This window comes from Gemmatimonadales bacterium, from assembly GCA_035502185.1.
Lineage (GTDB): Bacteria > Gemmatimonadota > Gemmatimonadetes > Gemmatimonadales > JACORV01 > Fen-1245.
The window spans coordinates 53,514-76,648 of record DATJUT010000011.1 but is presented as its reverse complement, the minus strand read 5'-3'; the positions used below and the strand labels follow the sequence as shown (position 1 = coordinate 76,648).

Below are 23,135 nucleotides of genomic sequence, written 5' to 3'. Positions count from 1 at the left end.
TTGCGCGGATGCCGTGGCCCATGAAGGCGCCGCTCGGCCGCTGGGTGCGGTGGGGATGGCTCGCCACCACGGTGGCGCTCGGCGCGGCGCTCGTGGCGACGGCGTGGGTGGGGCGGCAGCGGGCGGTGGCGGCCGCCACGACCTTGAACCGCGGGCAGAGCCTGGTGCTCTTCGAGTCCATCCGCCAGCAGGCGCGGGCCCTGTCGGAGCCGCCGGAGCCGGCGCAGCTCGACACGATCCTGCGGCAGCACCAGGCGGCGGGCCTCAGCTACCTCGCCTTCTTCGACTCTTCGGGCTCGCCCGTCGCGCAGGCGGGCAAGCCGGCCGTGCCGATTCGCTCGCCGGTGCGCCGCCCGCCCGGGCCGCCGGTCCTGGAGACGATCGGGGACCGCGTGCGGCTGTGGGGGTATGCCGGACTGGCGCCGCCGCCGCCCGAGTCCGGCCAGGCGGCGGGCGGATCCCGGCCGGCGGGGGCCGCGCGGCCGCGACGCCTCACCTTCGTGATGGAATTCGAGCCGCTGGTGGCCGAGCGCCTGGCCGGCGAGGCGACCAGCACGTTCGCGCTCTCCGTGCTGATGGCGGCGGCGCTGCTGGCCGCGGCGGTGGGATTCTGGCGGCTCTCGATCCGCCAGGAGCAGATCGAGCACCGGCTCGAGGAGCAGCGCCGCCTCGGTGCGCTCGGCGAGATGTCGGCGGTGCTCGCGCACGAGCTCCGCAATCCGCTCGCCTCGCTCAAGGGGAACGCGCAGCTCCTGGCCGAGCGCCTCGGCAGCCGCAGCCCGGACCGCGGCAAGGCGGACCTGGTGGTCACCGAGGCGCGGCGGCTCGAGGCGCTGACCAGCGACCTGCTGGACTTCGCGCGCAGCGGGCCGATGGACCTCAGGCCCACGGACCCCGCGGCGCTGCTGGCCGCGTGCGTGGACGAGGTGGGCCGCGACGCCTTCGAGGTGCGCGCGGAGGGGACGCCCCACCAGTGGCCGCTCGACGAGCGGCGGATCCGCCAGGCCCTGACCAACGTGCTCCGCAACGCGCGCCAGGCGACGCCCGAGGGCACGCGGCCCGAGGTCGCGGCCGGCCGCAGCGACGGTTCCCTGGTGTTCACCGTGCGCGACTTCGGAGCGGGCATCCCGCCGGGCGACGAGCGGAAGATCTTCTCGCCCTTCTACACGACCCGGGTCTCGGGCACCGGGCTCGGCCTCGCCGTGGCGCAGCGGGTGGTGGAGCTGCACGGCGGCACGATCGTCGCCGCCAACCATCCCGACGGGGGCGCCGTGTTCCGCATCACGCTCCCCGGCGGGTGAGGCGGCCGATGGCGCGCATCCTGGTGGCGGACGACGAGCGGGGCGTGCGCGGCTTCATCGCCGAGGCGCTGGAGGACGACGGCCACGCCGTCGTGCAGGCCGCCGACGGAGGCGAGGCCGCGGGCCGCCTGGCGCGCGAGGGCTTCGACCTGCTCATCACCGACCTCCGGATGCCGCGGCTCGACGGGATGGCGTTGCTGAGGCAGATGCGCGCCGACCAGCCCGAGCTGGAGGTCATCGTGCTCACCGCCTTCGGCACCGTGGACACGGCCGTCGAGGCGATGAAGCTCGGCGCGTTCGACTACCTCCAGAAGCCGATCGGCGGCCCGGCCGAGCTCCGGCTGCTGGCCCGGCGGGCGCTCGAGCACCGCGCCCTCCTCGCGGCGCGGGACCGGGCCACCCGCGACGCCCCCGAGCTGCCGCCGCTCTCCTACGGGGATCCGGCGATGGAGCCGGTGGTGGACGCGCTGCGCAAGGTCGCGCCCACCAACTCCACGGTGCTCCTGATGGGCGAGAGCGGCACCGGCAAGGAGGTCGCGGCCCGCACGCTGCACGCCTGGAGCCCGCGCGCCGGCGGTCCGTTCGTGGCCGTGAACTGCGCCGCCATTCCGGAAACCCTGCTCGAGAGCGAGCTGTTCGGCCACGAGAAGGGCGCCTTCACGGGCGCGGTGAGCGCGCGCCGCGGGCGCATCGAGCTCGCGGACGGCGGCACCTTCTTCCTCGACGAGATCGGGGAGATGCCGCTCGCGGTGCAGGCGAAGCTGCTGCGGGTGCTCGAGGACCGCCGCTTCGAGCGGGTGGGCGGGACGCGCACCATCGAGGCCGACGTGCGCTGGGTGGCCGCGACCAACCGCGGCGTGGACGCCCTGCGCGCGGCCGGCACGCTGCGCGAGGACCTGTACCACCGTCTCGCGGTGTTCCCGGTCCGGCTGCCGCCGCTGCGGGAGCGACCGCGCGACATCGTGCCCCTGGCCGAGCGGTTGCTGGCCAGGAGCGGCGCGGCCATCGGCCGGCCGCACCTGGTGCTGTCCGCCGGGGCGCAGCGGCGCATCGTCGCCGCCCCGTGGCCGGGCAACGTCCGCGAGCTGGCGAACGTGCTCGAGCGGGCGGCCATCCTGGGCGACGGCGGCGAGATCCGGGAGGAGCATCTGGAGCTGGGCGAGAGCGTGCACCCGGGCGCCGCGGGCGGCAACGGGGCGGTCACGCTGGACGAGATCGAGCGTGCTGCGATCGAGCGCGCGCTGGCAGCGGTGGGCGGGAACCGCCGCGCGGCGGCCGACCGGCTCGGCATCGGGCTCAGGACGCTGTACGACAAGCTGAAGAAGTACCGGGCCGGGGTCAGCGAGGCGTAGTCAGCGGGCCGTGCGGCTGCCGGACGGGCCGGACCGATGCGGATCGCGATCGGTCCCCGGCGGCCGGAAGGCGTAGAGCGTTCTCCCCGTCTGCCGCCATACCCGTTTGCCGCCATGCCCATCGACGCGGGCCGTGCAACCCTCCGGGCCGCCTTCCCGTCTAACCACGAGTGATCCGTCCCCGAGCCGCAGGAGAGCGACGATGACGCGCGCGCGTGTTCCGCACCCTCACGGCGGCAGCGGGGAGCGCTGGCGCGGCGCCCGAGCCGGTGGCCGGCTCGAGGAGGTGGCGGCCGACCTGCGCTTCGCGTTGCGCGCCCTGCGTCGCAATCCCGGGTTCGCGGCGGCGGTCGTCGCCGTGCTCGGGCTGGGGATCGGCGCCAGCGCCTCGGTGTACCGGGTCGCGGACGCCCTGTTGCTGTCCGACCTGCCGTATCCGGACGCCGCTCGGCTGGTGCAGATCGTCGAGCGGAACTCGCCGACCAACGTCTGGGCGCTGTCCACGGCGGACTACCGGGCGATCGGTGACCAGCAGCGGAGCTTCGACGCGTTCGGCGTGGTGCAGCGGGGCGACGCGGCCCTGTCGGGCGCGGGCGCTCCCGAGCGGATCAAGGTCGGTCGCGCCACGGCGGGGTTCTTCGCGGCGCTCGGCGTGCGGCCGGAGGTCGGCCGGCTCCTCGCGGCGCGCGACGAGACGCCCGGGGCGCCGGCCGTCGTGGTCGTCTCGCACCGGTTCGCGGACCGTGCATTCGGTGGCGGGTCCGCCGCGATCGGTCGCGCCGTGAGCATCGACGGCGTCAGCCACGCGGTGATCGGCGTCCTGCCCCCGGGCGTGGACGAGCTGGCGGGCGTCCCGGCCGCGGCCTGGCCGGCGCTTCAGCCGCGGCCGCCGACGCGGCGCGGGCCGTTCTGGCTGCGCGGCGTCGCCCGGCTGCGCGCGGGCCTCACGCGGGAGGACGCGCGGCGCGACCTGGCGGCCATCAGCCGCCGGATGCTGCCGCTGTACGGGGACTGGCACGACAGCACGGCGCAGCTCACGCCGGTCCCGCTGCGCGAGGCCATCGTCGGCAAGGCTGACCAGCCGGTGACGCTGGTGGCACTGGCCGTGACGCTGGTGTTGCTGGCGGCGGTGGCCAACGTGGCCACGCTGCTGCTGGTGCGGGCGACGGCGCGCCGGCAGGAGCTGTGGGTCCGCGCCGCGCTCGGCGCGTCGCGCCGTCGCCTGGCCCGCCTGGTGGCCACCGAGGGCGCGCTGCTCGCGGCGCTGTCCGCCCTCGTGGGGCTGGGCGTAGCCGCCGCGGCCCTGCGCGGCGTCGGCGCGGTGGCGCCGAACCTCCCCTTGCTCGCCGAGGTCGCGTTCGACACGCGTCTGGTCGCCCTGATCGCGATCGCGACGCTGGTGAGCGGCGCGCTGGTGACCATCCCGCCGGTGCTCGCGGTGGTCGGCGGCGGCGTCGCGGGCGCGGCCCCGGCCCAGAGCGTGCGGTCGGGCACGAGCCGGCCGACCAACCTGATGCGCGGGGCGCTGGTGGCCGCCGAGTTCGCGCTCGCCCTGCCGCTGCTGCTGGGGGCGGGGCTGCTGCTCAACAGCTTCCTGCGGCTCGAGCGCGTGAATCCGGGCTTCGATCCGGCCGGCCTGCTGGGCGTCGGCGTGGCCCTGCCCGCGGCGCGCTACCCGGACTACGCCGGCGCACAGGCCTTCTTCCGCAGGCTGGAGCAGCAGGCGGCCCGGGTGCCGGGCGTCGAGGCCGTGGGGCTCACGGACGCGCTGCCTCCGGACAACGGGGGCGGAACCAACAACTTCAACCTGGTGGATCGGCCGGTGCCGGCGGGGGTGGCCGAGCCGGTGGCCCCGTGGATGGCGGCGACCGCGAGCTACTTCCGGACGCTGGGCGTGCCGTTGCTCGACGGCCGGCTGTTCACGGACGGCGACTCCGGGAGCGCGCCTCCGGTCGTCGTCGTGAGCCGGTCGTGGGCCGAGCACTACTATCCACGCGAGTCCGCGGTCGGCAAGCAGCTGGTCTCGGGAGGCTGCTACGCCTGTCCACGCACCACGATCGTCGGCGTCGTGGGCGACGTGAAGTACGCCGGGATGGCGGGCTCCGGCGAGGCGGTCTACGATCCCCTGACGCAGAGCAACGGCCGGGCCGTGGACCTCGTGGTCCGCACGGCGGCGCGGCCGGGCACGATCTTCCGGACCCTGCGGGAGTCGGTCGGCGCCCTCGACCCCGAGCTGCCGGTGACCGAAACGACGCTCCGGGGCCGCCTCGAGGCGTCGCTCGCCGAGCCGAAGCGCTGGACGGGCGTGCTGGGCGGCTTCGCGGCGGCGGCCGCACTCCTCGCCGCGCTCGGCATCTTCGGGCTGATGTCGTACGTGGTCCGGCAGCGCCGCCGGGAGATTGGCGTCCGGCTCGCGCTGGGCGCGGCGCCGGCGTCGCTGACCCGGCTCGTCGTGGGGCGCGGGATGGCCTACGTCGCGGCGGGGACGGCGATCGGCCTGGGGCTCTCGCTGCTCGAGGGCCGGTGGCTCCGGTCGCTCCTGTTCGGCGTCGGCGCGATGGACCCCGCGACCGTGGTCGCCGCGGCGGCCGTGCTCGTGGCGCTGGCGCTGGTGGCCTGCTGGGTGCCCGGGCTGCGGGCCGCCCGGGTCAGCCCGGTCGAGGTGCTGCGCGAATAGCGCCGGCTCGCGTCAGCCCCGGAAGTACAGGTACACGCACACGATCAGCACCACCACCAGCGCCGATGCGAACACGTCGCGCCAGTCCCAGCTGGAGCGGGACTCCTGCCGGTGCTCGTCGGTGATCGTGGCGAAGGTCAGGCCGGTGAGCCGCTCGGTGGCCGGCGCGGCGGTCGAGTAGCTCACCCCGACCATCACCACGACCGACACCACGAACACGAGCAGGCTGTAGTACTGGAAGTAGATGTTGTTCACCACCCACAGGAACGAGCCCTGGGTGTAGCCGTTCTCGTAGCCGGCGAGGTGCAGCGCGACCGGCGTGTCCACGAGCAGCCGGAACGTGCCGAGCAGGAATCCCACCACCAGCGCCGAGATGCACCCCTTGGTGTTGAGGCGCTTGTTGAAGATGCCGAAGAAGAACACGGTGAAGATGGGCGGCGCGAGGTAGCCCTGCACGCTCTGGAGGTACTCGTACAGTCCGCGCGCGCCCTCGATCACCGGGATCCACAGCAGGGCCACCAGCACCATCACCGCCGTGGCGACGCGGCCCATCCAGACCAGCTCGTGCTGGGAGGAGTTGGGCCGGAGCTTCTGGTAGAGGTCCATCGTGAACAGGGTGCTCGACGCGTTGAACGCGCCGGCCATCGAGCTCATCAGTGCGGCGATGAGGCCCGCCACGACGATCCCGCGGATGCCGACCGGCAGGACCGACATCACCAGCATCGGGTAGGCGGACTGGGCGATCATCGGGATCGCCTTCCCGTCGGGCCCGACCATCGTGGCGAGCGCCGCGATCTTGCCGGACCTGGCGAGCGCGAACGAGATCATCCCGGGGATGATGAAGATGAACACCGGCAGCAGCTTGATGTAGCTGGCGAAGATGGAGCCGCGGCGCGCGGTCTTCTCGTCGGGCGCGCCGAGGGCCCGCTGCACGATGTACTGGTCGGTGCACCAGTACCACAGCCCGATGATGGGGGCGCAGAACAGCATCCCCAGCCACGGGTAGTTGGTGTTGAAGTACCAGGCCTGCCGGCCCGCTTCCTTGACCGGCGCCCAGGTGGACGCCAGGCCGTGCGGGATCAGCGGCTTCCACAGGTTGAACAGGTCGGGATCGAGAGCCGAGCGGAACGCGTGCCAGCCGCCGATCTTGATCAGCCCGAAGATCGTCAGCAGGGCGGAGCCGAAGACCAGCACGAAGGTCTGCATGGCCTCGGTGTACGCCACCGCCCGCATCCCGCCCAGCACCGTGTAGACGCCGGTGAGGAGCACGATCAGCACCGACCCGATCCAGAACGCGTTCCAGTCGTGCCCGAGGAGGGTGACGTGCAGCTCCGGCAGCAGGGCGCGGAACACCACGCCGCCGGCGAAGATGCTGACCGCGAACTTGGTGAGCACGTGCGTCAGCAGCGACGTGATCGAGAGGATGACCCGCGAGGAGGGCGAGAAGCGCCGCTCCAGGAACTCGGGCATCGTGAACACGCGGGAGCGCATGTAGAAGGGGACGAACAGCCAGCCGAGGACCAGGATCGCCCAGGCGTGCAGCTCGTAGTGGGCCAGGGCCACGCCGCTGGTGGCGCCCGAGCCGGCGAGCCCCACCAGGTGCTCCGAGCCGATGTTGGAGGCGAAGATCGAGGCCCCGACGATGAACCAGCCCAGGTTGCGGTTCGCCAGGAAGTAGTCGTCGGCCGTGTCCTTGCCGCGCTTGAACACCCACCAGGCGAGGCCGAGGATCACCATGAAGTAGGCCAGCACCACCAGCCAGTCGAGCGCTTGCATGCCGTCCCCTTGGGCGCGAGGGAGAAAAGCTCCTTGAGACTACATGCGGGCGCGCCCGCGTCAATCCGCCGGCGCTTGCGGAGCCGCGCGCCGCCGCGCCACCTTAGGGCCACTGCGGGAGGAGGACCCGATGCCGCGCTTCACGGCAGACCAGATCAAGCTCGCCCTCGCCACCCGGACGCCGATGGGCCGGGCCGAGGCACTGACCTTTCTCAAGGCGATGGACATCCGGATGAGCGTCGGCCACTGGTCGGCCGGCGACTTCGTGGACCGCTTCGCGCCGCCGGGCTACAACTCCGACGACCCGAAGTTCAGGAACGACTTCGAGGGGCAGTGTCGCCGGACCAAGGCCGCGGGAATCGACGCCATCGAGATCCACCAGCACGTGTTCGAGAAGTCCCTGAACGGCGACCTGGATCCCGCGGCCATCGAGCGGGCGAAGGGCGGCTTCCTCGCCGAGCTGGGGATGACGGTGCCCGCGTGCAACATCAACACCTGGACCAACCCGCGCTTCAAGCTCGGCGGGCCCTGCAACCCCAGGCCCGAGCTGCGGCGCGCCGCGCTCGAGGAGATCCTCAAGGCGGTCGAGATCTGCAAGGCGCTCAAGATCCCGGTGCTGAGCGTGTGGCCGGGCTCCGACGGCGCGGACTACCACTTCCAGATCGACTACCGGCAGTCGCTCGAGTGGTTCACCGAGGCCCTGGTGGCGGTGAACAAGGAATGCGTGAAGGCCGGGGTGAAGCTCGCGATCGAGCCGAAGCCGTACGAGCCGCGCGAGCTGTTCATGATCGTCCCCACCGCGGCGAGCGCGATCCTGGTGGCGCAGCGGGTGAACGACACCTGCGGCGGCACGAACTGCGGCCTCACGGTGGACTACGGCCACCAGAAGATGGAAGGCACCACCGCGTCCACCGCGTGCGACCTCGCGGCGTACGCCGGGGTCCCGATCCACAAGTTCGACGTCAACGACGCGCGCCAGGGCCGCAACGACCAGGACCTGATGTTCGGCACGATCTCGGTGCCCGAGGCGGTCGAGTACCTGTACACCACCTTCGTGCGCGACTTCCGCGGCTGGTACAGCCAGGACCAGTTCACCTACCGCGACGACCCGACGCGGGCGATGGAGCGCAGCCTGGTGAACTTCGCCCACCTCGCGCTGAAGGCGGTGCGGCTGTATGCGCGTCAGGACGACATCGCCAGGGCGCGCGCGGCGGGCACCGGCCCGGACGTGCTCGACGTGGTGAGCCCGGTCCTGCTCGGCTGAGCCGCCGTGGCCCCCGCGTTCACGATCGGGGTCGACTTCGGCACCAACTCGGTGCGGGCCGTCGTGGTGGACTGCGCCGACGGCCGGACGGTGGGGACGGCGGTGGCGGACTACCGGTCGGGCGAGCGCGGCGTGCTGCTGGACGCGCGCGAGCCGCACCTGGCGCGCCAGCATCCCGGAGACTACCTGGACGGGCTCCGCGCGTCGGTGCGCGGCGCCCTCGCCGAGGCCGGGGCGGACCCGCGGAGCGGCTGCTCGCCCGGCCGCGTGATCGCGATCGGGACCGACACCACCGGCTCGACGCCGCTGCCGGTGGACGCGGCCAACCGGCCGCTCGCCCTCGACCCGCGGTGGCGGGACCACCTCGCGGCGCAGGCGTGGCTGTGGAAGGACCACACCGGCGCCGCGGAAGCCGAGGCCATCACGGCCACCGCGGCCCGGCACGCGCCGGAGTACCTCGCGCCGATCGGCGGCCGCTATTCGTCCGAGTGGTTCTGGTCGAAGATCTGGCGCTGCCTCAAGGTGGCGCCCGAGGTGTTCGACGCCGCCGCGAGCTGGGTGGAGCTGGCCGATTTCGTGCCCGCGGTCCTGGCCGGCGTGACGGAGCCCGCCGCGATCCAGCGCTGCGTGTGCGCGGCGGGGCACAAGGCGATGTACGCGGACGCCTGGGGCGGCCTCCCGTCGGCGGAGTTCCTGGCGCGGCTCGATCCGCGGCTCGGGGAGCTGCGCGGTCGCCTCTACGCGAGAGCGTGGCCGGCCGACCGCCCGGCGGGACGGTTGTGCGCCGAGTGGGCCGGCGCGCTCGGCCTGCGGGCCGGCATCCCCGTGGCGATGGGCGGGTTCGACGCCCACTACGGCGCCGTCGGCGCGGGGGTGGCGGCGGGCACGCTGGTCAAGATCATCGGCACCTCGACCTGCGACGTCGCCGTCGCCGCGGCCGAGGAGCGGCTCGCCGACATCCCGGGCATCTGCGGCATCGTGCCCGGCTCGGTGATGCCGGGCTACTACGGCATCGAGGCGGGCCAGTCCGCCGTCGGGGACCTGCTCGGCTGGTGGGGCGAGCTGGCGGCGGGCGGGAGCGAGGACGTGCACGCGCGGCTCACGTCCGGCGCCGCCCGCCTCCGGCCGGGCGAGTCCGGGCTCCTGGCGCTGGACTGGAACAACGGCAACCGTACGATCCTCGTCGACCAGCGGCTCACCGGGCTGCTGGTCGGCCAGACCCTGCATACCTCGCCCGCGGAGGTGTACCGCGCGCTGATCGAGGCGACCGCGTTCGGCGCGCGGACGATCGTGGAGCGACTGACCGCGTACCGGGTCCCGATCGAGCGGGTGGTGTGCTGCGGCGGCATCGCGGAGAAGAACGCTCTGTTCATGCAGGTGTACGCCGACGTGCTGGGCCGCCCGATGCTCGTCGCCGGCTCGCCGCAGACGCCGGCGCTGGGCGCGGCGATCGCGGGCGCCGTGGCGGCGGGCGCCGCCGCCGGCGGGTACGACCGGTTCGAGGACGCGCAGCGGCACATGACGTCGCTGAAGGACCAGCGGTTCGCGCCCGACGGCGGTGCCCACCGGGTCTACGGCGAGCTGTACGAGCTGTACCGCCAGCTGCACGACGCCTTCGGCGGCGTCGCCGGCGCGGGGGCGGACTTCGGCGGACTGATGAAGCGGCTGCTCGCGCTGCGGGAGGAGTCACGATGAGCGAGGTCGCCCCGAAGCTGCGGGAGATGGTGTGCCGCGCCAACCTCGAGCTGTTCGAGTGCGGCCTGGCGCTCGGGACGTTCGGGAACGTCTCCGGCGTGGACCGGCAGGACGGCATCATGGTGATCAAGCCCAGCGGCGTCCCGTACGCGGAGCTGACGCCGGATCGCATGGTCCCGGTCTCGCTCGGCACCGGCGCGGTGCTCGAGGGCGAGCTCCGTCCCTCCTCGGACACGCCGACCCACCTCGAGCTGTACCGCGCGTTCCGCTGCGGCGGCGTCGCCCACTCGCACTCCGAGGTGGCCACCGCGTTCGCCCAGGCGCGGCTTCCGATCCGCTGCCTCGGCACCACCCACGCGGACTACTTCCGCGGCGACGTCCCCGTGACGCGCGCCTTGACGCGCGCGGAGGTGGCCACGGACTACGAGCGCCACACCGGCCTGGTGATCGTCGAGGCCTTCGGCGGCAGCCCCCGCGCGGCCGAGGAGATCCCCGCGGTGCTGGTGGCCAGCCACGGCCCCTTCACCTGGGGCGCGGATCCCTTCGCCGCGGTCGAGCACGCCCGGGTGCTCGAGGTCCTGGCGCGGATGGAGCGGACGGCGCGGCTCCTGGCGGCGGATCTCTCCGGCCCCGAGCCGTACCTGGTGGACAAGCACTATCTCCGCAAGCACGGCAAGGACGCCTACTACGGGCAGCAGTGAGGCGGCGCTTCCGCGGGCCGTGCTGTGGGACATGGACGGCACGCTGGTGGACTCGCGCGCGCACCACTGGCGCTCCTGGCAGGAGGCGCTGGCGGCCGGCGGGGTGACGGTATCCGAGGCGCAGTTTCGCGCCACGTTCGGCCAGCGCAACGACCGGATCCTGCGCGCCTGGCTGGGCGAGGGCGCGACGCCCGAGCGGATCCGCAGCATCGGCGACGCGAAGGAGGAGACCTACCGCCGACTCGTGGTCGCGCAGGGCCTCTCACCTCTCACCGGGGTCAGGGACTGGGTTCAGCGGCTGGCGGCGGCGGGATGGCGGCAGGCCATCGCCTCGTCGGCGCCGCGGCTCAACGTCGAGGTGGTGCTGCGGGTGATCGGCCTGGAGCGCTGCTTCGGCGCGCTGGTCTCCGCCGAGGACGTCCGCCACGGCAAGCCGGACCCCGAGGTGTTCCTCACTGCGGCGCAGCGGCTCGGCGTGCCGGCGGCGCGCCGCGTGGTGGTGGAGGACGCGGAGCACGGCATCGAGGCCGCGCGTCGCGGCGGGATGCGGGCGATCGGCGTGGGCGGCGTCGCCGGTGGCGAGGTGAGCGTCGGCTCGCTGACGGAGCTGGTGCTCGACACCTTCGATCGGTTGGTGGCCTGAGTACGGGGTTTGGGCATTGGGGTTTGGGGATTGGGGAGTTCTCAGACCGCGGTCTTCAGACTTCCGGCTCCCCAAACCCCAACCCCCAATCCCCAACCCCCTGCCTCATGTCCCGAACCTGGCCCGGAACCCTGCGATCAGCGGGCCAGGATCCGGCCCCTTGCCCAGTGCGTCCGCCTCGCACGCCGCGTACACGTCCTTGAGCGCGGCATAGACCGGAACGCTGGCCGGGGCCGGGCGCACTCCCGGCTCTTCGGGCTCGACGAATCCCGCGGCCACCTCGCCCCACGGCAGCCGCCGTCCACGCGCCAGCTCGTCGGCGTGCCAGGCGCGCAGCGCGGCGCCGAGGCAGGCGGAGTTGCCCACCTTGAGCCGCCGCACCCGCGCGCCGAACACGTCCGCCATGACCTGCAGGATCTCCCGGTTGGCAGCCGCGCCGCCGGTGGCGCGGATCTCCTGCACGCGCACGCCCATCCAGCTCGAGTGGGTCGCCAGGGCCATCATCTGCGCCTCGACCACCGCGCGCACCTCTCCGGCCGCGTCCGCGGGATCCAGGCCGTAGCGCCGGACGCCGGGCGTGAGCACGGTCGGCGTGATCTCCGCCTCGAACCACGGCAGCATCAGGGCCCCGCCGTTGCCCGGCCGCGTCTCGCGCAGCGCGCGGGAGAAGCCCGCCCAGTCGAGCCGCGCCCGGTCGCGGACGCGCTCCCTGGCGAGCGAGCCGTTCTTGAAGCACAGCAGCGCCATGTAGCCCTCGGTCGGCGCGCCGAACACGCTCGCCGCCAGGGACGGGTCGGTGCGCGCCTCCCGCATCGTCCCGAACAGCGTGTCGCTGGTGCCGAGCGAGATCGCGACCTCGCCCTCGCCGGCGAGCCCGACGCCGACCAGGCTGCAGGGATTGTCGCCGGACCACGCCACCACCTGCGCGGAAGGAAAGCCGTGGCGCCGGCACCAGTAGTCGGCCAGCGGCCCGACGATCGACCAGGACGGAGCGAGCGGCGGGAGCCTGGGCGCCAGGTCCGGAGCGGTCGCGTCCAGCGCCGCGGGCGCCCACTGCTTCCGCGCCAGGTCCATCAGGGTCATTCCCGCGCCGTCGCCCGGATCGATCGGGGCGTGCCGGCCCGCCAGCAGCGACGCGCCGTACGAGCTCACGAGGTGGATCATCGCCGTGCGCGTGTACCCGGCCGGGTCGTACTCGTAGAACTTCCGGATCTGCGGTCCCGTGAAGCGCTCGAACGCGATGGAGCCCGTCAGGCGCGACACCGCCTCCGCGCCGCCGAGCGCCCGCGTGATCTGCTCGCACTGCCGCGCGGTGCTGGAGTCCATCCAGATCGGGGAGGCCTTGCGCGTGAAGACACCGGCGAGCTGCTCGACCAGCGGCCGCCCCGGGTCCAGCGCGGCCAGCACGGTCCGGGCGTGGCCGTTGAGGTAAACGCTGCCGTGCTGCTGGCCGGAGCCCGAAACAGCGCGGACCCGCGAGAGGTCGAGTCCGCTCCCGGCGATGACGCCCATCATCCGGTCGAGCGCCTCGGCCCACATCAGCGGCGAGGAGGTCGCGACGAGCGGGTCCTCGCGCGGGAGCACGCCGTGGGTGGTGCCGTAGGCCGGGAAATCGGCGTCGTAGTTGAGGGAGCGCTCGAAGACAACCTCGCGCCGCGACCCTTCGACTTCGATCGCGATCGCCGTGAGGCCCTGGGTGCTGAGGTCGAAGCCGACGTAGATGGCCATGGGCGCAAACGTCGTCGCGCGGCGGCGCGCCCGCAAGCGCGGGCGCGCCGGGACTGCCGCGATGCTACGGCCGGGCCGTCATGACGACCAGGTCGTCGATCCAGGCGCGCTGCGCCACGGGCGAGCCGTCGCCGATGTAGGGGCCCATCATGAACTGCTGGAACTGCATCGTGGGATGGGCGCCGGTGCGGAACAGCACGTTGTGCTTGTCGATCACGAGCGTGCTGTCGATCCAGTACTGCGCGACGCCGTCCAGCTGCCCGATGCCGTTCACGATCGAGTTCATCTGGAAGTAGGCCTCGACCATGTGCCAGTCGCCCTTGTACCCCGGCCCCGGGTTGGGCTTGAACACCGGCTGGGCGCTCTTCCAGGTCTTGCCGTTGTCGTAGGCCGTGCCGTTGACGTAGCAGATGACCTGCACGTCCGCCGTGCTGTCGGGCGTCCCGTTGCACCCGGACACGGCGCGGCTCTCCGTCACGCCGACCAGGTTCACGCCGATCTTCGATTGGTCGATGTTCTTGCCGTCCTGGGTCTGGAGGATGGCGTAGCCGCCGTTCTGGTAGTTGTGCTCGATGTAGGCCGTCAGGTAGTTGAAGGCCGGCCCGTCGTAGTCGCCGTCCAGGTTGCTGAGGATGTAGAACTCGTGCGGATGGTACGGCTGCCCCGACCCGACCCAGTTCGAGTCGTACTTCACCCAGTAGCGCACGTACACCGTGCTCGACGGCGTGAACTTGTGGCGGGCGGCGGTCGGCGGGTTGGGCGTGGTGCCGCCCTGCGCGAAGCTGATCTGCAGCGACGCCGTGCTCCCCGGCGCGTGCTGCGCGGTCGTGATCGCGCTGGCGCTGACGCCGCTGGCGGTCGGCGTGTCGTACCACCCGCGGGAGGCGAGGTTCGCGTCGTCGAAGTCCTCCTGGAACAGCGTGGTCGCGCCCCCGCCCCCGCCCCCGCCGCCGCCCGTCGCCGTCGCCGTGAACGTGACGGGATTGCCCGCGATCCCCGAGCCGGTGACGGCCGCCGTCAGCGTGTTGGTGCCCGCGCTTCCTAGCGTCCAGCTGCCGACCTTGGCGATGCCGCTGGCGTTCGTCGTCTGGCTCCCGCCGCTGATCGTGCCGCCGCCGGACGCGACGGTGAACGTCACCGTGACCCCCGGCTTCGGGTTGCCGAGCGCGTCCCTCACCACCACCGCCGGCGCGGTCGCCACCGGAGCGCCGGCCGCGGCGGTCTGGCTGTCGCCCGCCTGCTGCGCCACGCTCGCGGGCGCCCCGGCGGCCACCGTGAACGAGCCGCTCACGCCGTTCACCAGGCCGGCCGCCGTCGCCGTCAGCGTGTAGCCCGAGGCCGCCTTGTCGATGCTGAGATCGTTGAACGAGGCCGTGCCGCCCGAGGCCGTCCGGGTCGTCGTGCCGGACAGGGTCGCGCCGGCCGACCCCGTCCCGGTCGTGATGGCGACGCCCACGCTGGTGGCGGCCCCGGACTCCGCGTTCCCGAACGAGTCCCGGACGGCGACCTGCACCGGCGGGCTGAAGGCGGTTCCCGCCGTCCCGCCCGCGGGCTGCGCGATGAAGACCAGCTTGGCGGCCGGCCCGGCGACGGCCGTCCCGTGGAACGTGAGCGGCGCCAGGCCGCTGACGGTGGCCGTGGCGCTGTTCGCGCCGACGGTGGTGCCGAGGGTCCAGGCCGTGGAGGCGGCGCCCGAGGCGTCGGTGGAGTTGGTGCGGGCGCTCGTGTGGCCGCCACCCGCGGTCACGGCCCAGGTCACGGTCACGCCGGCCACGCCGTGGCCGGCCGAATCCGCCACCTGCACGGCGAGCGGAGTGGGCAGCGGATCACCGGCGGGTCCGGTCTGCGCGTCGCCGCCGAGCTTGGTCAGGGTGGAGGAGGGCGGCGGCGCGACGGTCTTCTCGCCGGCGTTGCAGGTCGCGGTGAATGCGACGAGCGCGGCGACGACGCCCAGGACGCGGGCGTGAGAGAGGAGCGTGCGGAACATCGGGAGGCCTCCTAGCGTGCCGAAAGACCCAGAAACCGACCGGAGGGATGGAGCGACCGACCTCTGCGGTTCCGACGCGCCCGGCGGCCGAAAGGTAACGCGCGGGCGGGCCCTCGCCATAGAGGTCGGCCGGGGCCGCCGGCGCCCGTTTGCGCGCCGGCCCCCGGCCGCCTATGACCTATACCTATGGAAAGAGGAGAGCCCGAGGAGCCCATGCCCGACCCCATCTCGCGCCGCGATCTCCTGAAGGCCGCCGGCGCCGCCGCCGCCATCCCCCTGCTGGGCCGGGGGCCGGACGCCCTGCACGGCCGGCCCCCGCAGGCCCGGATCCTCCCGCTGACCTCCACGAGCGAGGTGTTCGTTCCGCCGCGCGGGGACTCGCTCCAGAAGTTCAGCTTCGACTTCCCCGAGCCGTCGGTCGAGTACGGCGGCCTGCGGTTCGGCTTCCTCGTCTTCAGCCGCGAAAACGTCTACGGCGTCAGCCCCGACCACCTCCGGGCGGAGGTCGATGGCGGCGACCTGGTCGTCACCGCCCCGGAGCTCGTCTGGGCGGGCGGTCAGGAGCGTGCCCCGGGGCGCCTGGAGGCGCGGCTGCGCACCAGCGGGGACTGGATCGAGTGGGACGTCACGGCCGCGCTGGACCAGCCCGTGAAGGCGGTCACGACCGTGCTCCGGGGCGTGCCGCGCGGGAAGATCTCGGTCGCGGGTGGCGGCGCGGTGGACGTGCACGACGACGAGGTGCTGGTCGGCTACCCGTTCGGCGCCGGCGACCTGTACGGGGGCAACACCGCGTGGAGCGCCGGCACGCCCCTGGTGATCGTGCAGGCGGGCGGCGGCGACTGCTTCTTCCTCTCGTCGCTCGACGACCAGGTGCGCGCCAAGCGCTTCTACTTCGAGCCCGGCGAGAGCGGCTACCGGGTGGAGTGCGTGTTCGAGGCGGAGGGCTGGCTCGACCGGCGCGAGGTTCGCGTGCCGACGTGGCGGGCGGGCCGCGCGGCGTCACTCGAGGCCGCCGCGCAGCCGCACTTCGACCACCTGGAGAAGGCGTATCGCATTCCGCGCTTCGCCGACCGCGCCGACGCGCCGGCCTGGCTGCACGAGACCGCGCTCGTGGTCGCGCTGCACGGCATGCACTACACCGGCTACGTGTTCAACGACTTCGCCCGGATGCTCGAGATCCTGCAGTGGGTGGCCGCGCGGATTCCGCCGCAGCGCGTGCTCGTCTTCCTGCCCGCGTGGGACGGGCGCTACTACTGGGACTACCCGGTCTACCGGCCCGCCGAGCGCCTCGGCGGCGAGCGCGGGTTCGTGCGCCTGGTGCGCGAGGGCCAGCGGCTCGGGTTCCGCTTCATGCCGATGTTCGGTGCCAATGCCGCCAACCGGCGGCAGGCGGTGTGGCCCGGGATCGCGGACGCGGCGACGAGCAAGGTCGACGGCGACCGCTTCGACCTGAACTGGGTGGACTGGGACAACGACCGTCACGAGGAGGGCTGGCTCTCGTACATGAACCTCGGCGTGGACTCGTGGCGCACCTGGCTCACCGGCCGCATCGCCGAGACGATCGAGCGCTACGGCGTGGACGCCTATTTCCTGGACATCACGGGCGGGTGGATGAACAACCCGCAGGCGGACATGCACGAGGGCTTGCGGCGCCTGGTGGCCGGCCTGCGCGAGCGCCATCCGGGCGTGCTGGCCTGCGGCGAGTTCCTCTATGACGCGCTGGCGGCCTGTCTCCCGCTCCACCAGGTGTACTGGCCGCGGCTCGCGCCGTACGTGCGCGCGTTCTCGCACCTCAGCCATCCCGCGCCCGGCCGCGGCTCCAGCGGCGTGCACGAGTCGGGCTTCGGGCGCTTCGACCCGGACAGCCTCTCCCTCGCACGGCGCGAGGGCCTCATCCCCACGCTCAGCGTGGTGGACGACACCTTCGGCGCGCACCAGCCGGAGATGGACGCGGTCGTCCGGCGGGCCGCGGCCTGGGCGGGCATCGGGGGCTGAGCCGCGACTTGACCGGCGCCGGCGCGGCCCATAGGGTGCAGGACATCCACCCCACGTGGAGCGTACCATGAGACGCAGGGACTTCCTGGCGGCGGCGGCCGCGACGGTCCCCCTGGCCCGGCTGCGCCTCGGCGCGCGGCTTGCCCCGGCGCTGCCGGCCGGCGACGCCGCCCCGGCGCCCGTCGCGCGCCCGTTCGACCTGGCGCGGGTGCGCCTCCTGCCCGGCCCGTTTCTCGACGCGATGCAGGTGAATCGGCGCTACCTGATGGGGCTCGACCCCGACCGCCTGCTGCACACCTTCCGCCTCACCGCCGGACTGCCCACCGCGGCCGTGCCGCTCGGCGGCTGGGAGGCGCCGGAGAACGAGCTGCGCGGCCACTACACCGGCCACTACCTCTCGGCGTGCGCGCTGATGTCCACGAGCCTGGGCGATGCCGACGTGAAGGCACGCGGCGACCTGATGGTGGCGGAGCTGGCGCGCTGCCAGCACGCGCTCGGCAACGGGTACCTGAGCGCGTTCCCGGAGGAGTTCTTCGACCGGCTGCGCGCGGGCCGCCCGGTATGGGCGCCGTTCTACACGCTCCACAAGATCATGGCCGGCCTGCTGGACATGCATACGCTGACGGGCAACGCGCAGGCGCTGGACGTGCTGAAGGGGATGGCGCGCTGGACCGCCGGGTGGGCGCAGCCGCTGGGCGACGAGGCGATGGCGCGCGTGCTGGAGCGCGAGTACGGCGGGATGAACGAGCTGCTGTACAACCTCACCGCCGTCACGGGCACGGCCTGGTATGCCGAGCTGGCCCACCGCTTCGATCACGAACGTGTCTTCGGCCCGCTGGCGGCGGGGCGCGACGAGCTGAAGGGCCTGCATGTCAACACCACCATTCCCAAGATCATCGGCGCCGCCCGCCGCTACGAGCTGACGGGCGAGGCACGCTACCGCGACGTGGCGGAGTATTTCTGGCGCGAGGTCTCGACCCGGCGCGCCTACTGCACCGGCGGCACCAGCAACGGCGAGGGGTGGAACACGGAGCCCGGCGTCCTGGCGGCCGAGCTGAGCAGCGACACGCAGGAGTGCTGCACCAGCTACAACATGCTGAAGCTCGCCCGCCACGTGTTCGGCTGGACCGCGGATCCCGCGGCGGCCGACTACTACGAGCGCCTGCTGTGGAACGGCGTGCTCGGCACCCAGCACCCGGCGGACGGCGAGAAGCTCTACTACGTCCCGCTGGCGAGCGGCTACTGGAAGCTGTTCGGCACGCCGCTCCACGACTTCTGGTGCTGCACCGGCACCGGCAGCGAGTCGGCGTCGAAGTTCGGCGACAGCATCTGGTTCCACGACGACGACGGCGTGTGGGTGAACCAGTTCATCGCCTCGGAGGTGGAGTGGGCCGAGAAGGGAGTGCGGCTGGTGCAGGACACGCGCTTCCCCGACGCGGCGGGCACCGCCATCACCGTGCGCGGCGCGCGGCCCGCGCGCTTCGCGCTGCGGGTGCGGGTGCCGGCGTGGACCAGGGGCGGCGGGGCCGCGCTCAACGGGAGAACGCTCGACGGCTTCGCCGCGCCCGGCGGCTACTTCGTCGTGGACCGCGTCTGGAAGGACGGCGACCGGCTCGAGGTCGCTCTGCCCATGGGGCTCCACATGCACGCGATGCCGGACGACCCGACCGTGCAGGCCGTGATGTACGGACCGCTCGTGCTGGTCGGGATGCTGGGCACCGAGGGCATCACCGACGCGAACCGCCGGGCCGAGCCCACCAGGCCGGGGAGGGTGCCGGAGTTCACCTACCAGCCGCCGCCCGTGCCGGCGCTGCGCGTGCGGTCCGACGATCCGGCGACCTGGATCGAGCGAGTGAGCGGAGGCGCGGACGGCGCCGCCTCGAGCACCCGCGCACCCTCGGGCCGCGCGGGCGAGCCGCAGCCGCTGGCGTTCCGGACCACGGGGCAGGCGCAGGACGTCACGCTCGCGCCGTTCCACTCGGTACTCGACCAGCGGTACGTCGTGTACTGGAAGGTCGAGCGGGCCGGGTAGCCGCGCCGGCGGTCGAGCCGCGGCCCCGGGGCGGGTCTGCTGCGGCCACTACGCACCTCGGTGCGTCCGGAGCACAGGTTTCGTTGCGCGAGCGCGACGGTCGGGCGACGGGCGGTCTCCGACCCTGGATCGTAATGGCCTGTCGCACAACGGATTAGCGTGGCGCGGGTCGAGGCGTGCGATCGGGCCCGCCAATTGCGAATTGATGGTCACCGGATTCACCGACGTCCCCTGAATCCGGAACTTCAGCCCCTCGGAAGGAGGCACAGCCGTCTATGGAGAGGAAGCCCTTCGTGCCACCGACGTTGAATGAGGAGGCCTCGCTGGCTGAGGTGACGCTGGTGAGCGAAACCGGCGGCGGCGGACTCCCCACCTAGCGTCGGAAGTGTAGCGTCGCGGACGCGCCAGCCCCTCGCGGGCTGGCGCGTTTGCTTTGCCCCCCGCACCCTTAGCTGATGCGCGCGGGAATCGGGGTGACGGGGGACGACGACGCGCTGGTGAGCTGGGTCGCGGCGTGGATCGACGGCATGCGCCTGGCGCCGCCGGTGCCCCTGGGCATCGAGCTGCGGGCCGTGCCGGCGCTTTCCGAAGACGAGGTGGACGAGCGGGCGCCGTTTCTGCAGCCCGGGATCGAGATCCGCAGCGGCCCGCCGCAGGGCGACGTCCGGGTCCGCTGGCTGGCCGCACCGGCGCGCGCGCGGATCGCGGGCGGCGCGCACGACGCCGTCGTCGAGGTCACGCCCGCGGCGCTGGCGGACCCGGAGCCGCTGGCGCAGAGCTTCTTCTCGGTGGTCCTGATCCTGCTGTTGCGGCGCGCCGGCTGGCACCACGTGCACGCGGCCCTCGCCCGCGACCCGCGGGGCCGCGACTGGCTGTTCGCGGGCAACGCCCAGTCGGGCAAGTCCACCACGGCGGCGCTGCTGGCCTCGTGGGGCTGGGCCGTGGGGTGCGACGACGCCGCCTTCCTGGTGCGGAGCCGGGCGAGCGTCGAGGCCGTGGCGCAGCGCGCCCCGGTCGCGTTGCGGCCCGCCGGCCGCGCGCTGCTCGGCCTCGCGGGAGGCACCGCCGCGCGCGGCGGTCGGAAGAGTGCGTTCTTCCCCGAGGATCTCGGCGGCACCTGGGCGCCGCGCGTGGAGCCTCGCATCCTGGTGTTCCCGCGGATCGAGGGCGAGCGCACCAGTGCGGCGCCGGTCCCGGCGCGGGAGGCGCTGGCGGAGCTGGTGCGCTGGTCGGCCTGGGTGGTGCTCGAGCCGGAGCTGGCGCAGGAGCATCTCGATCTGCTCACCGCGCTCGCGCGCCAGGCGCGGTGCTACCGCGTCGCCCTGGCGCCCGACCTGTTCCGCCGCCGCGACCTGCTGATGGAGCTCGTGCCATGACGCGCCGCTACCGGCGGCATCCCGAGCTGAGGCTGACGGCGCTCGAGGGCGAGGGCGTGGCCCTCCACCTCGGCACGCGGCGCTACTACACGGTGAGCGAGAGCGGCCTCGACCTGCTCGAGGCGCTCGCGACGCCGAAGACCCTGGACGAGCTGGTGGCGGTGCTCACGGCCAGGTACGAGGTGACCGAGGCGGTGGCGACCGACACGACCCGCGAGTTCGTCGAGCGCGGCGTGAAGACGGGCGTGCTGGTGGTGGAGGAGCGCCCCTGAGCGGGGACCTCCCGCCCGCCTGGCGCCTGCGTGCGCTGGCGGCCTGCGCCGCGCTTCCGCCGCTGCTGTCGGTGGTTTCGCTCGAGCGGATCGCGCGGGCGGCCGCCGCGACGCCGCGGCGCGCGAGCCCTACCGCGCCCGAGGACACCCTGCTGGCCGCCTACGTGGGCCAGCTGCTGTATCGCCTGCCGCCGCCGTGGCGCTACACCTGCCTCAAGCGCGGCGTCGTGCTCTACTGGCTGCTGCGCCGGGCCGGCCGGCCGGTGGCGCTGCACATCGGCGTGCGCAAGGACGAGGCGGGCGCGCTGGCGGCGCACGCGTGGCTGGTGAAGGACGGGGCGCCCTACCTCGAGCCGGATCCGGCGCACAGCGCGCGATTCACCGAGATCGCGCGGTTCCCATCGCCGGCGGCCGGATGATCGCGGAGGGAGCCGTGACCCTGGTGCGCACCCTCAGGCTCCGCGGGGCGCCGGACGGGGCGGACCTGCGCGCGGCCTGGAGCCGGGTGGCCGGCCGTCCGATGGCGCGCGCGCTGGCGTGGGAAGGCGGAACGCAGTGGCTGCTGCGGCGCCTCGGGGCGCTGGGCATCGAGGACGCGCTTCCCGCCGAGCTGCGCACGGCGCTCCGCGGCCGGGCGGCGGCCGAGCAGGCGCGATGCCTGCTCGTGGACGCCGAGGCGGAGGGGCTGGTGCGCTACCTGGGCGAGCGCGGCGTTCCGTGCGTGCTCATCAAGGGCACGGCGCGGCGCGCGGCGGCCTCCCGCTACCCGGGCGCCGACGCGCGCCTGACGGTGGACGTGGACGTGCTGCTGCCGGCGGAGCACGTGCAGGGGGTCTGGGACGACCTCCGGGCGCGCGGCTGGCCGTTCGCCGGCAGCCCGTCCCGCACTCCGGCGGGCCACTACCATCCGCCGCCGCTGCAGGGGCCGCACGGCGTGGGCGTGGAGCTGCACCGGTCCACGGGAGGCGCGGTCCCGGCCGCGGAGGCCTGGCTCAGGGCGAGCGGCGGCGACGAGCTGGAGTGGCACGGCGTGCGCGTCCGGGTGCCGCCCGCGACCGAGCTGCTGTGGCACGGACTCACTCACGCGCTCGTCGCCGGCGCCTCCGGCTTCCGGCTGCGCTGCTTCCTGGACGCCGCGGCCATCCTCGCCTCGGGCTTGCCGCTCGACTGGGAACGGCTCGCTGCGCGAGTCGCGACCGGCGCGGAGGTGGACCCGCGCCTGGCGCGGGCGTGGCTGCGGGCCGCCGCCGACCTGGCCGGGCCGCCGCCGGCGCCGGTGAGCGGGGACGCGCCGGAGTTCGACGTGGCCCGCGCGCTGGCGTGGAGGCTGACGGTCCTGGGCGGCCGCGGTGGCGACGGCTTCCGGGAGCGGCTGCTCGAGGAGGGGACGCGCACGGAGCTCGGCATCGCGGCCACGCCGGTGGTGGAGGGCACGGGTCCGCTGAGGCAGGCGCGTCGCTGGGCTGCCGGCCGGGTGGCGCGCCTGGCATATCGCGGCTGGCGCGCCGTGGCGCGCGAACGCGCGCGAGGGAGGGCCGCATGAGCCAGCCGGTGAGCGGCCGCCGCGGCCTCCGGCGCTGGTGGGACCTGGTGGCGATGCTGGCCTGGCGCGACATCCGGATCAAGTACAAGCAGTCCGTGATGGGATTCCTGTGGGCCATCCTGATGCCCGCGCTGGTGGTCGGGGCCGGCGTCGCGGTCCAGTACGGTCTGGGCTGGTACGCGGGCCGGAGCGTGGACACCCGGAACCTCGCGGCGGTGGCGGTCAAGTCCGTGCCGTGGGCGTTCTTCGTCGCGTCGCTGCGCTTCGCCACCAACAGCCTGATCGCCAACAGCGAGCTGGTGACGAAGGTCTACCTGCCGCGTGAGGTGTTCCCGGTCGCGGCGGTGCTGTCGCAGTTCGCCGACTTCGGCGTGGCCACGGCCGTGCTGACGGTGGTCCTCGCGCTGGCGGGCGTCGGCGCGAGCCTGGCGCTCCTGTGGGTGCCGCTGCTGGTGCTCGGCCTGGTGGTGCTGTGCCTCGGCCTGGGGATGTTCCTGTCGGCCGCGGCGCTGTTCTTTCGGGACGTGAAGTACCTGGTGGACGTGGTGATCACCTTCGCGGTCTTCTTCACGCCGGTGTTCTACCCGGTCGAGATCTTCGGCCGCCACGCCACGACGGCGCTCCTCAACCCGGTGGCGCCGCTCCTGGTGGGCCTGGCCGACGCCGTGGTGAGCCGCCGGGCGCCGGATCCGGCGTGGACCGCGTATGCGCTGGGCGTGGCGGCGGCCTGCTGCGCGGGCGGCGTGCTCGCCTTCCGGCGGCTCGAGCCCTGGTTCGCGGAGCGGATCTGAGC

General features: G+C 73.7%; 17 protein-coding genes. 14 read left to right on the top strand and 3 right to left on the bottom strand.

All coding sequences use genetic code 11. The features are described 5' to 3' along the window. The first annotated feature begins 20 nt into the window (after nucleotides 1–20). The 3 genes from VMF70_01355 to VMF70_01345 all read left to right on the top strand — a co-directional run bounded on the left by VMF70_01355 (nucleotide 21) and on the right by VMF70_01345 (nucleotide 5,330). Nucleotides 21–1,301, top strand: coding sequence for a HAMP domain-containing sensor histidine kinase (locus VMF70_01355; protein ID HTT66651.1), 1,281 nt, complete (start codon nucleotides 21–23; stop codon nucleotides 1,299–1,301). A gap of 8 nt (nucleotides 1,302–1,309) precedes the next feature. Next, a complete protein-coding gene (locus VMF70_01350; protein ID HTT66650.1) occupies nucleotides 1,310–2,653 on the top strand; it encodes a sigma-54 dependent transcriptional regulator in 1,344 nt (447 codons plus the stop codon). Nucleotides 2,654–2,855: 202 nt separating this feature from the next. Beyond that, complete coding sequence (locus VMF70_01345; GenBank protein ID HTT66649.1) at nucleotides 2,856–5,330, top strand: ADOP family duplicated permease; 2,475 nt, start codon at nucleotides 2,856–2,858, stop codon at nucleotides 5,328–5,330. Nucleotides 5,331–5,342: 12 nt separating this feature from the next. On the opposite strand, the gene VMF70_01340 is transcribed toward VMF70_01345, so the two are convergent. Continuing rightward, nucleotides 5,343–7,106 carry a sodium:solute symporter gene (locus VMF70_01340; protein HTT66648.1) on the bottom strand — a complete coding sequence of 588 codons (1,764 nt, stop codon included), beginning with the start codon at nucleotides 7,104–7,106 and terminating at the stop codon, nucleotides 5,343–5,345. Between the two features lie 130 nt (nucleotides 7,107–7,236). Here VMF70_01340 and VMF70_01335 point away from each other — a divergent pair, with 130 nt between their 5' ends. Genes VMF70_01335 through VMF70_01320 form a run of 4 tightly spaced genes read left to right on the top strand, consistent with a single transcriptional unit; the run spans nucleotide 7,237 to nucleotide 11,409 of the window. Beyond that, nucleotides 7,237–8,370, top strand: a complete 1,134-nt coding sequence (locus tag VMF70_01335) for a TIM barrel protein (protein HTT66647.1) — start codon at nucleotides 7,237–7,239, stop codon at nucleotides 8,368–8,370. 6 nt (nucleotides 8,371–8,376) lie between these two features. Then, entirely contained in the window at nucleotides 8,377–10,065 is a 1,689-nt protein-coding gene (locus VMF70_01330; protein HTT66646.1) for a ribulokinase, read from the top strand. Next, nucleotides 10,062–10,766 carry an L-ribulose-5-phosphate 4-epimerase AraD gene (gene araD, locus VMF70_01325; GenBank protein HTT66645.1) on the top strand — a complete coding sequence of 235 codons (705 nt, stop codon included), beginning with the start codon at nucleotides 10,062–10,064 and terminating at the stop codon, nucleotides 10,764–10,766. The genes VMF70_01330 and araD overlap by 4 nt, the downstream gene beginning before the upstream one ends. A gap of 19 nt (nucleotides 10,767–10,785) precedes the next feature. Next, on the top strand, nucleotides 10,786–11,409 hold the full coding sequence (locus VMF70_01320; GenBank protein HTT66644.1) for an HAD-IA family hydrolase: 624 nt from the start codon (nucleotides 10,786–10,788) through the stop codon (nucleotides 11,407–11,409). Nucleotides 11,410–11,514: 105 nt separating this feature from the next. Here the strand turns inward: VMF70_01320 and VMF70_01315 are convergent, their stop codons facing one another. Next, entirely contained in the window at nucleotides 11,515–13,137 is a 1,623-nt protein-coding gene (locus VMF70_01315) for an FGGY-family carbohydrate kinase (protein ID HTT66643.1), read from the bottom strand. A gap of 64 nt (nucleotides 13,138–13,201) precedes the next feature. Continuing rightward, on the bottom strand, nucleotides 13,202–15,124 hold the full coding sequence (locus VMF70_01310; GenBank protein ID HTT66642.1) for a hypothetical protein: 1,923 nt from the start codon (nucleotides 15,122–15,124) through the stop codon (nucleotides 13,202–13,204). Between the two features lie 213 nt (nucleotides 15,125–15,337). On the opposite strand from VMF70_01310, the gene VMF70_01305 reads away from it, so the two are divergent. The 7 genes from VMF70_01305 (at nucleotide 15,338) to VMF70_01275 (ending at nucleotide 23,133) form a co-directional block, all read left to right on the top strand. Continuing rightward, complete coding sequence (locus VMF70_01305) at nucleotides 15,338–17,119, top strand: twin-arginine translocation signal domain-containing protein (GenBank protein ID HTT66641.1); 1,782 nt, start codon at nucleotides 15,338–15,340, stop codon at nucleotides 17,117–17,119. Nucleotides 17,120–17,186: 67 nt separating this feature from the next. Next, entirely contained in the window at nucleotides 17,187–19,151 is a 1,965-nt protein-coding gene (locus VMF70_01300; protein ID HTT66640.1) for a beta-L-arabinofuranosidase domain-containing protein, read from the top strand. A gap of 455 nt (nucleotides 19,152–19,606) precedes the next feature. Continuing rightward, nucleotides 19,607–20,527 carry a hypothetical protein gene (locus VMF70_01295; GenBank protein HTT66639.1) on the top strand — a complete coding sequence of 307 codons (921 nt, stop codon included), beginning with the start codon at nucleotides 19,607–19,609 and terminating at the stop codon, nucleotides 20,525–20,527. Then, complete coding sequence (locus VMF70_01290) at nucleotides 20,524–20,799, top strand: PqqD family protein (GenBank protein HTT66638.1); 276 nt, start codon at nucleotides 20,524–20,526, stop codon at nucleotides 20,797–20,799. Before VMF70_01295 ends, VMF70_01290 begins: the two co-directional genes overlap by 4 nt. Then, nucleotides 20,796–21,218: a lasso peptide biosynthesis B2 protein gene (locus VMF70_01285; protein HTT66637.1), complete on the top strand. Its 423-nt coding sequence runs from the start codon at nucleotides 20,796–20,798 to the stop codon at nucleotides 21,216–21,218. The genes VMF70_01290 and VMF70_01285 overlap by 4 nt, the downstream gene beginning before the upstream one ends. Beyond that, nucleotides 21,215–22,342 (top strand): nucleotidyltransferase family protein, encoded by a 1,128-nt coding sequence (locus VMF70_01280; protein HTT66636.1) that lies wholly within the window; start codon nucleotides 21,215–21,217, stop codon nucleotides 22,340–22,342. The genes VMF70_01285 and VMF70_01280 overlap by 4 nt, the downstream gene beginning before the upstream one ends. Further along, on the top strand, nucleotides 22,339–23,133 hold the full coding sequence (locus tag VMF70_01275; GenBank protein HTT66635.1) for an ABC transporter permease: 795 nt from the start codon (nucleotides 22,339–22,341) through the stop codon (nucleotides 23,131–23,133). The genes VMF70_01280 and VMF70_01275 overlap by 4 nt, the downstream gene beginning before the upstream one ends. Nucleotides 23,134–23,135: the final 2 nt, after the last annotated feature.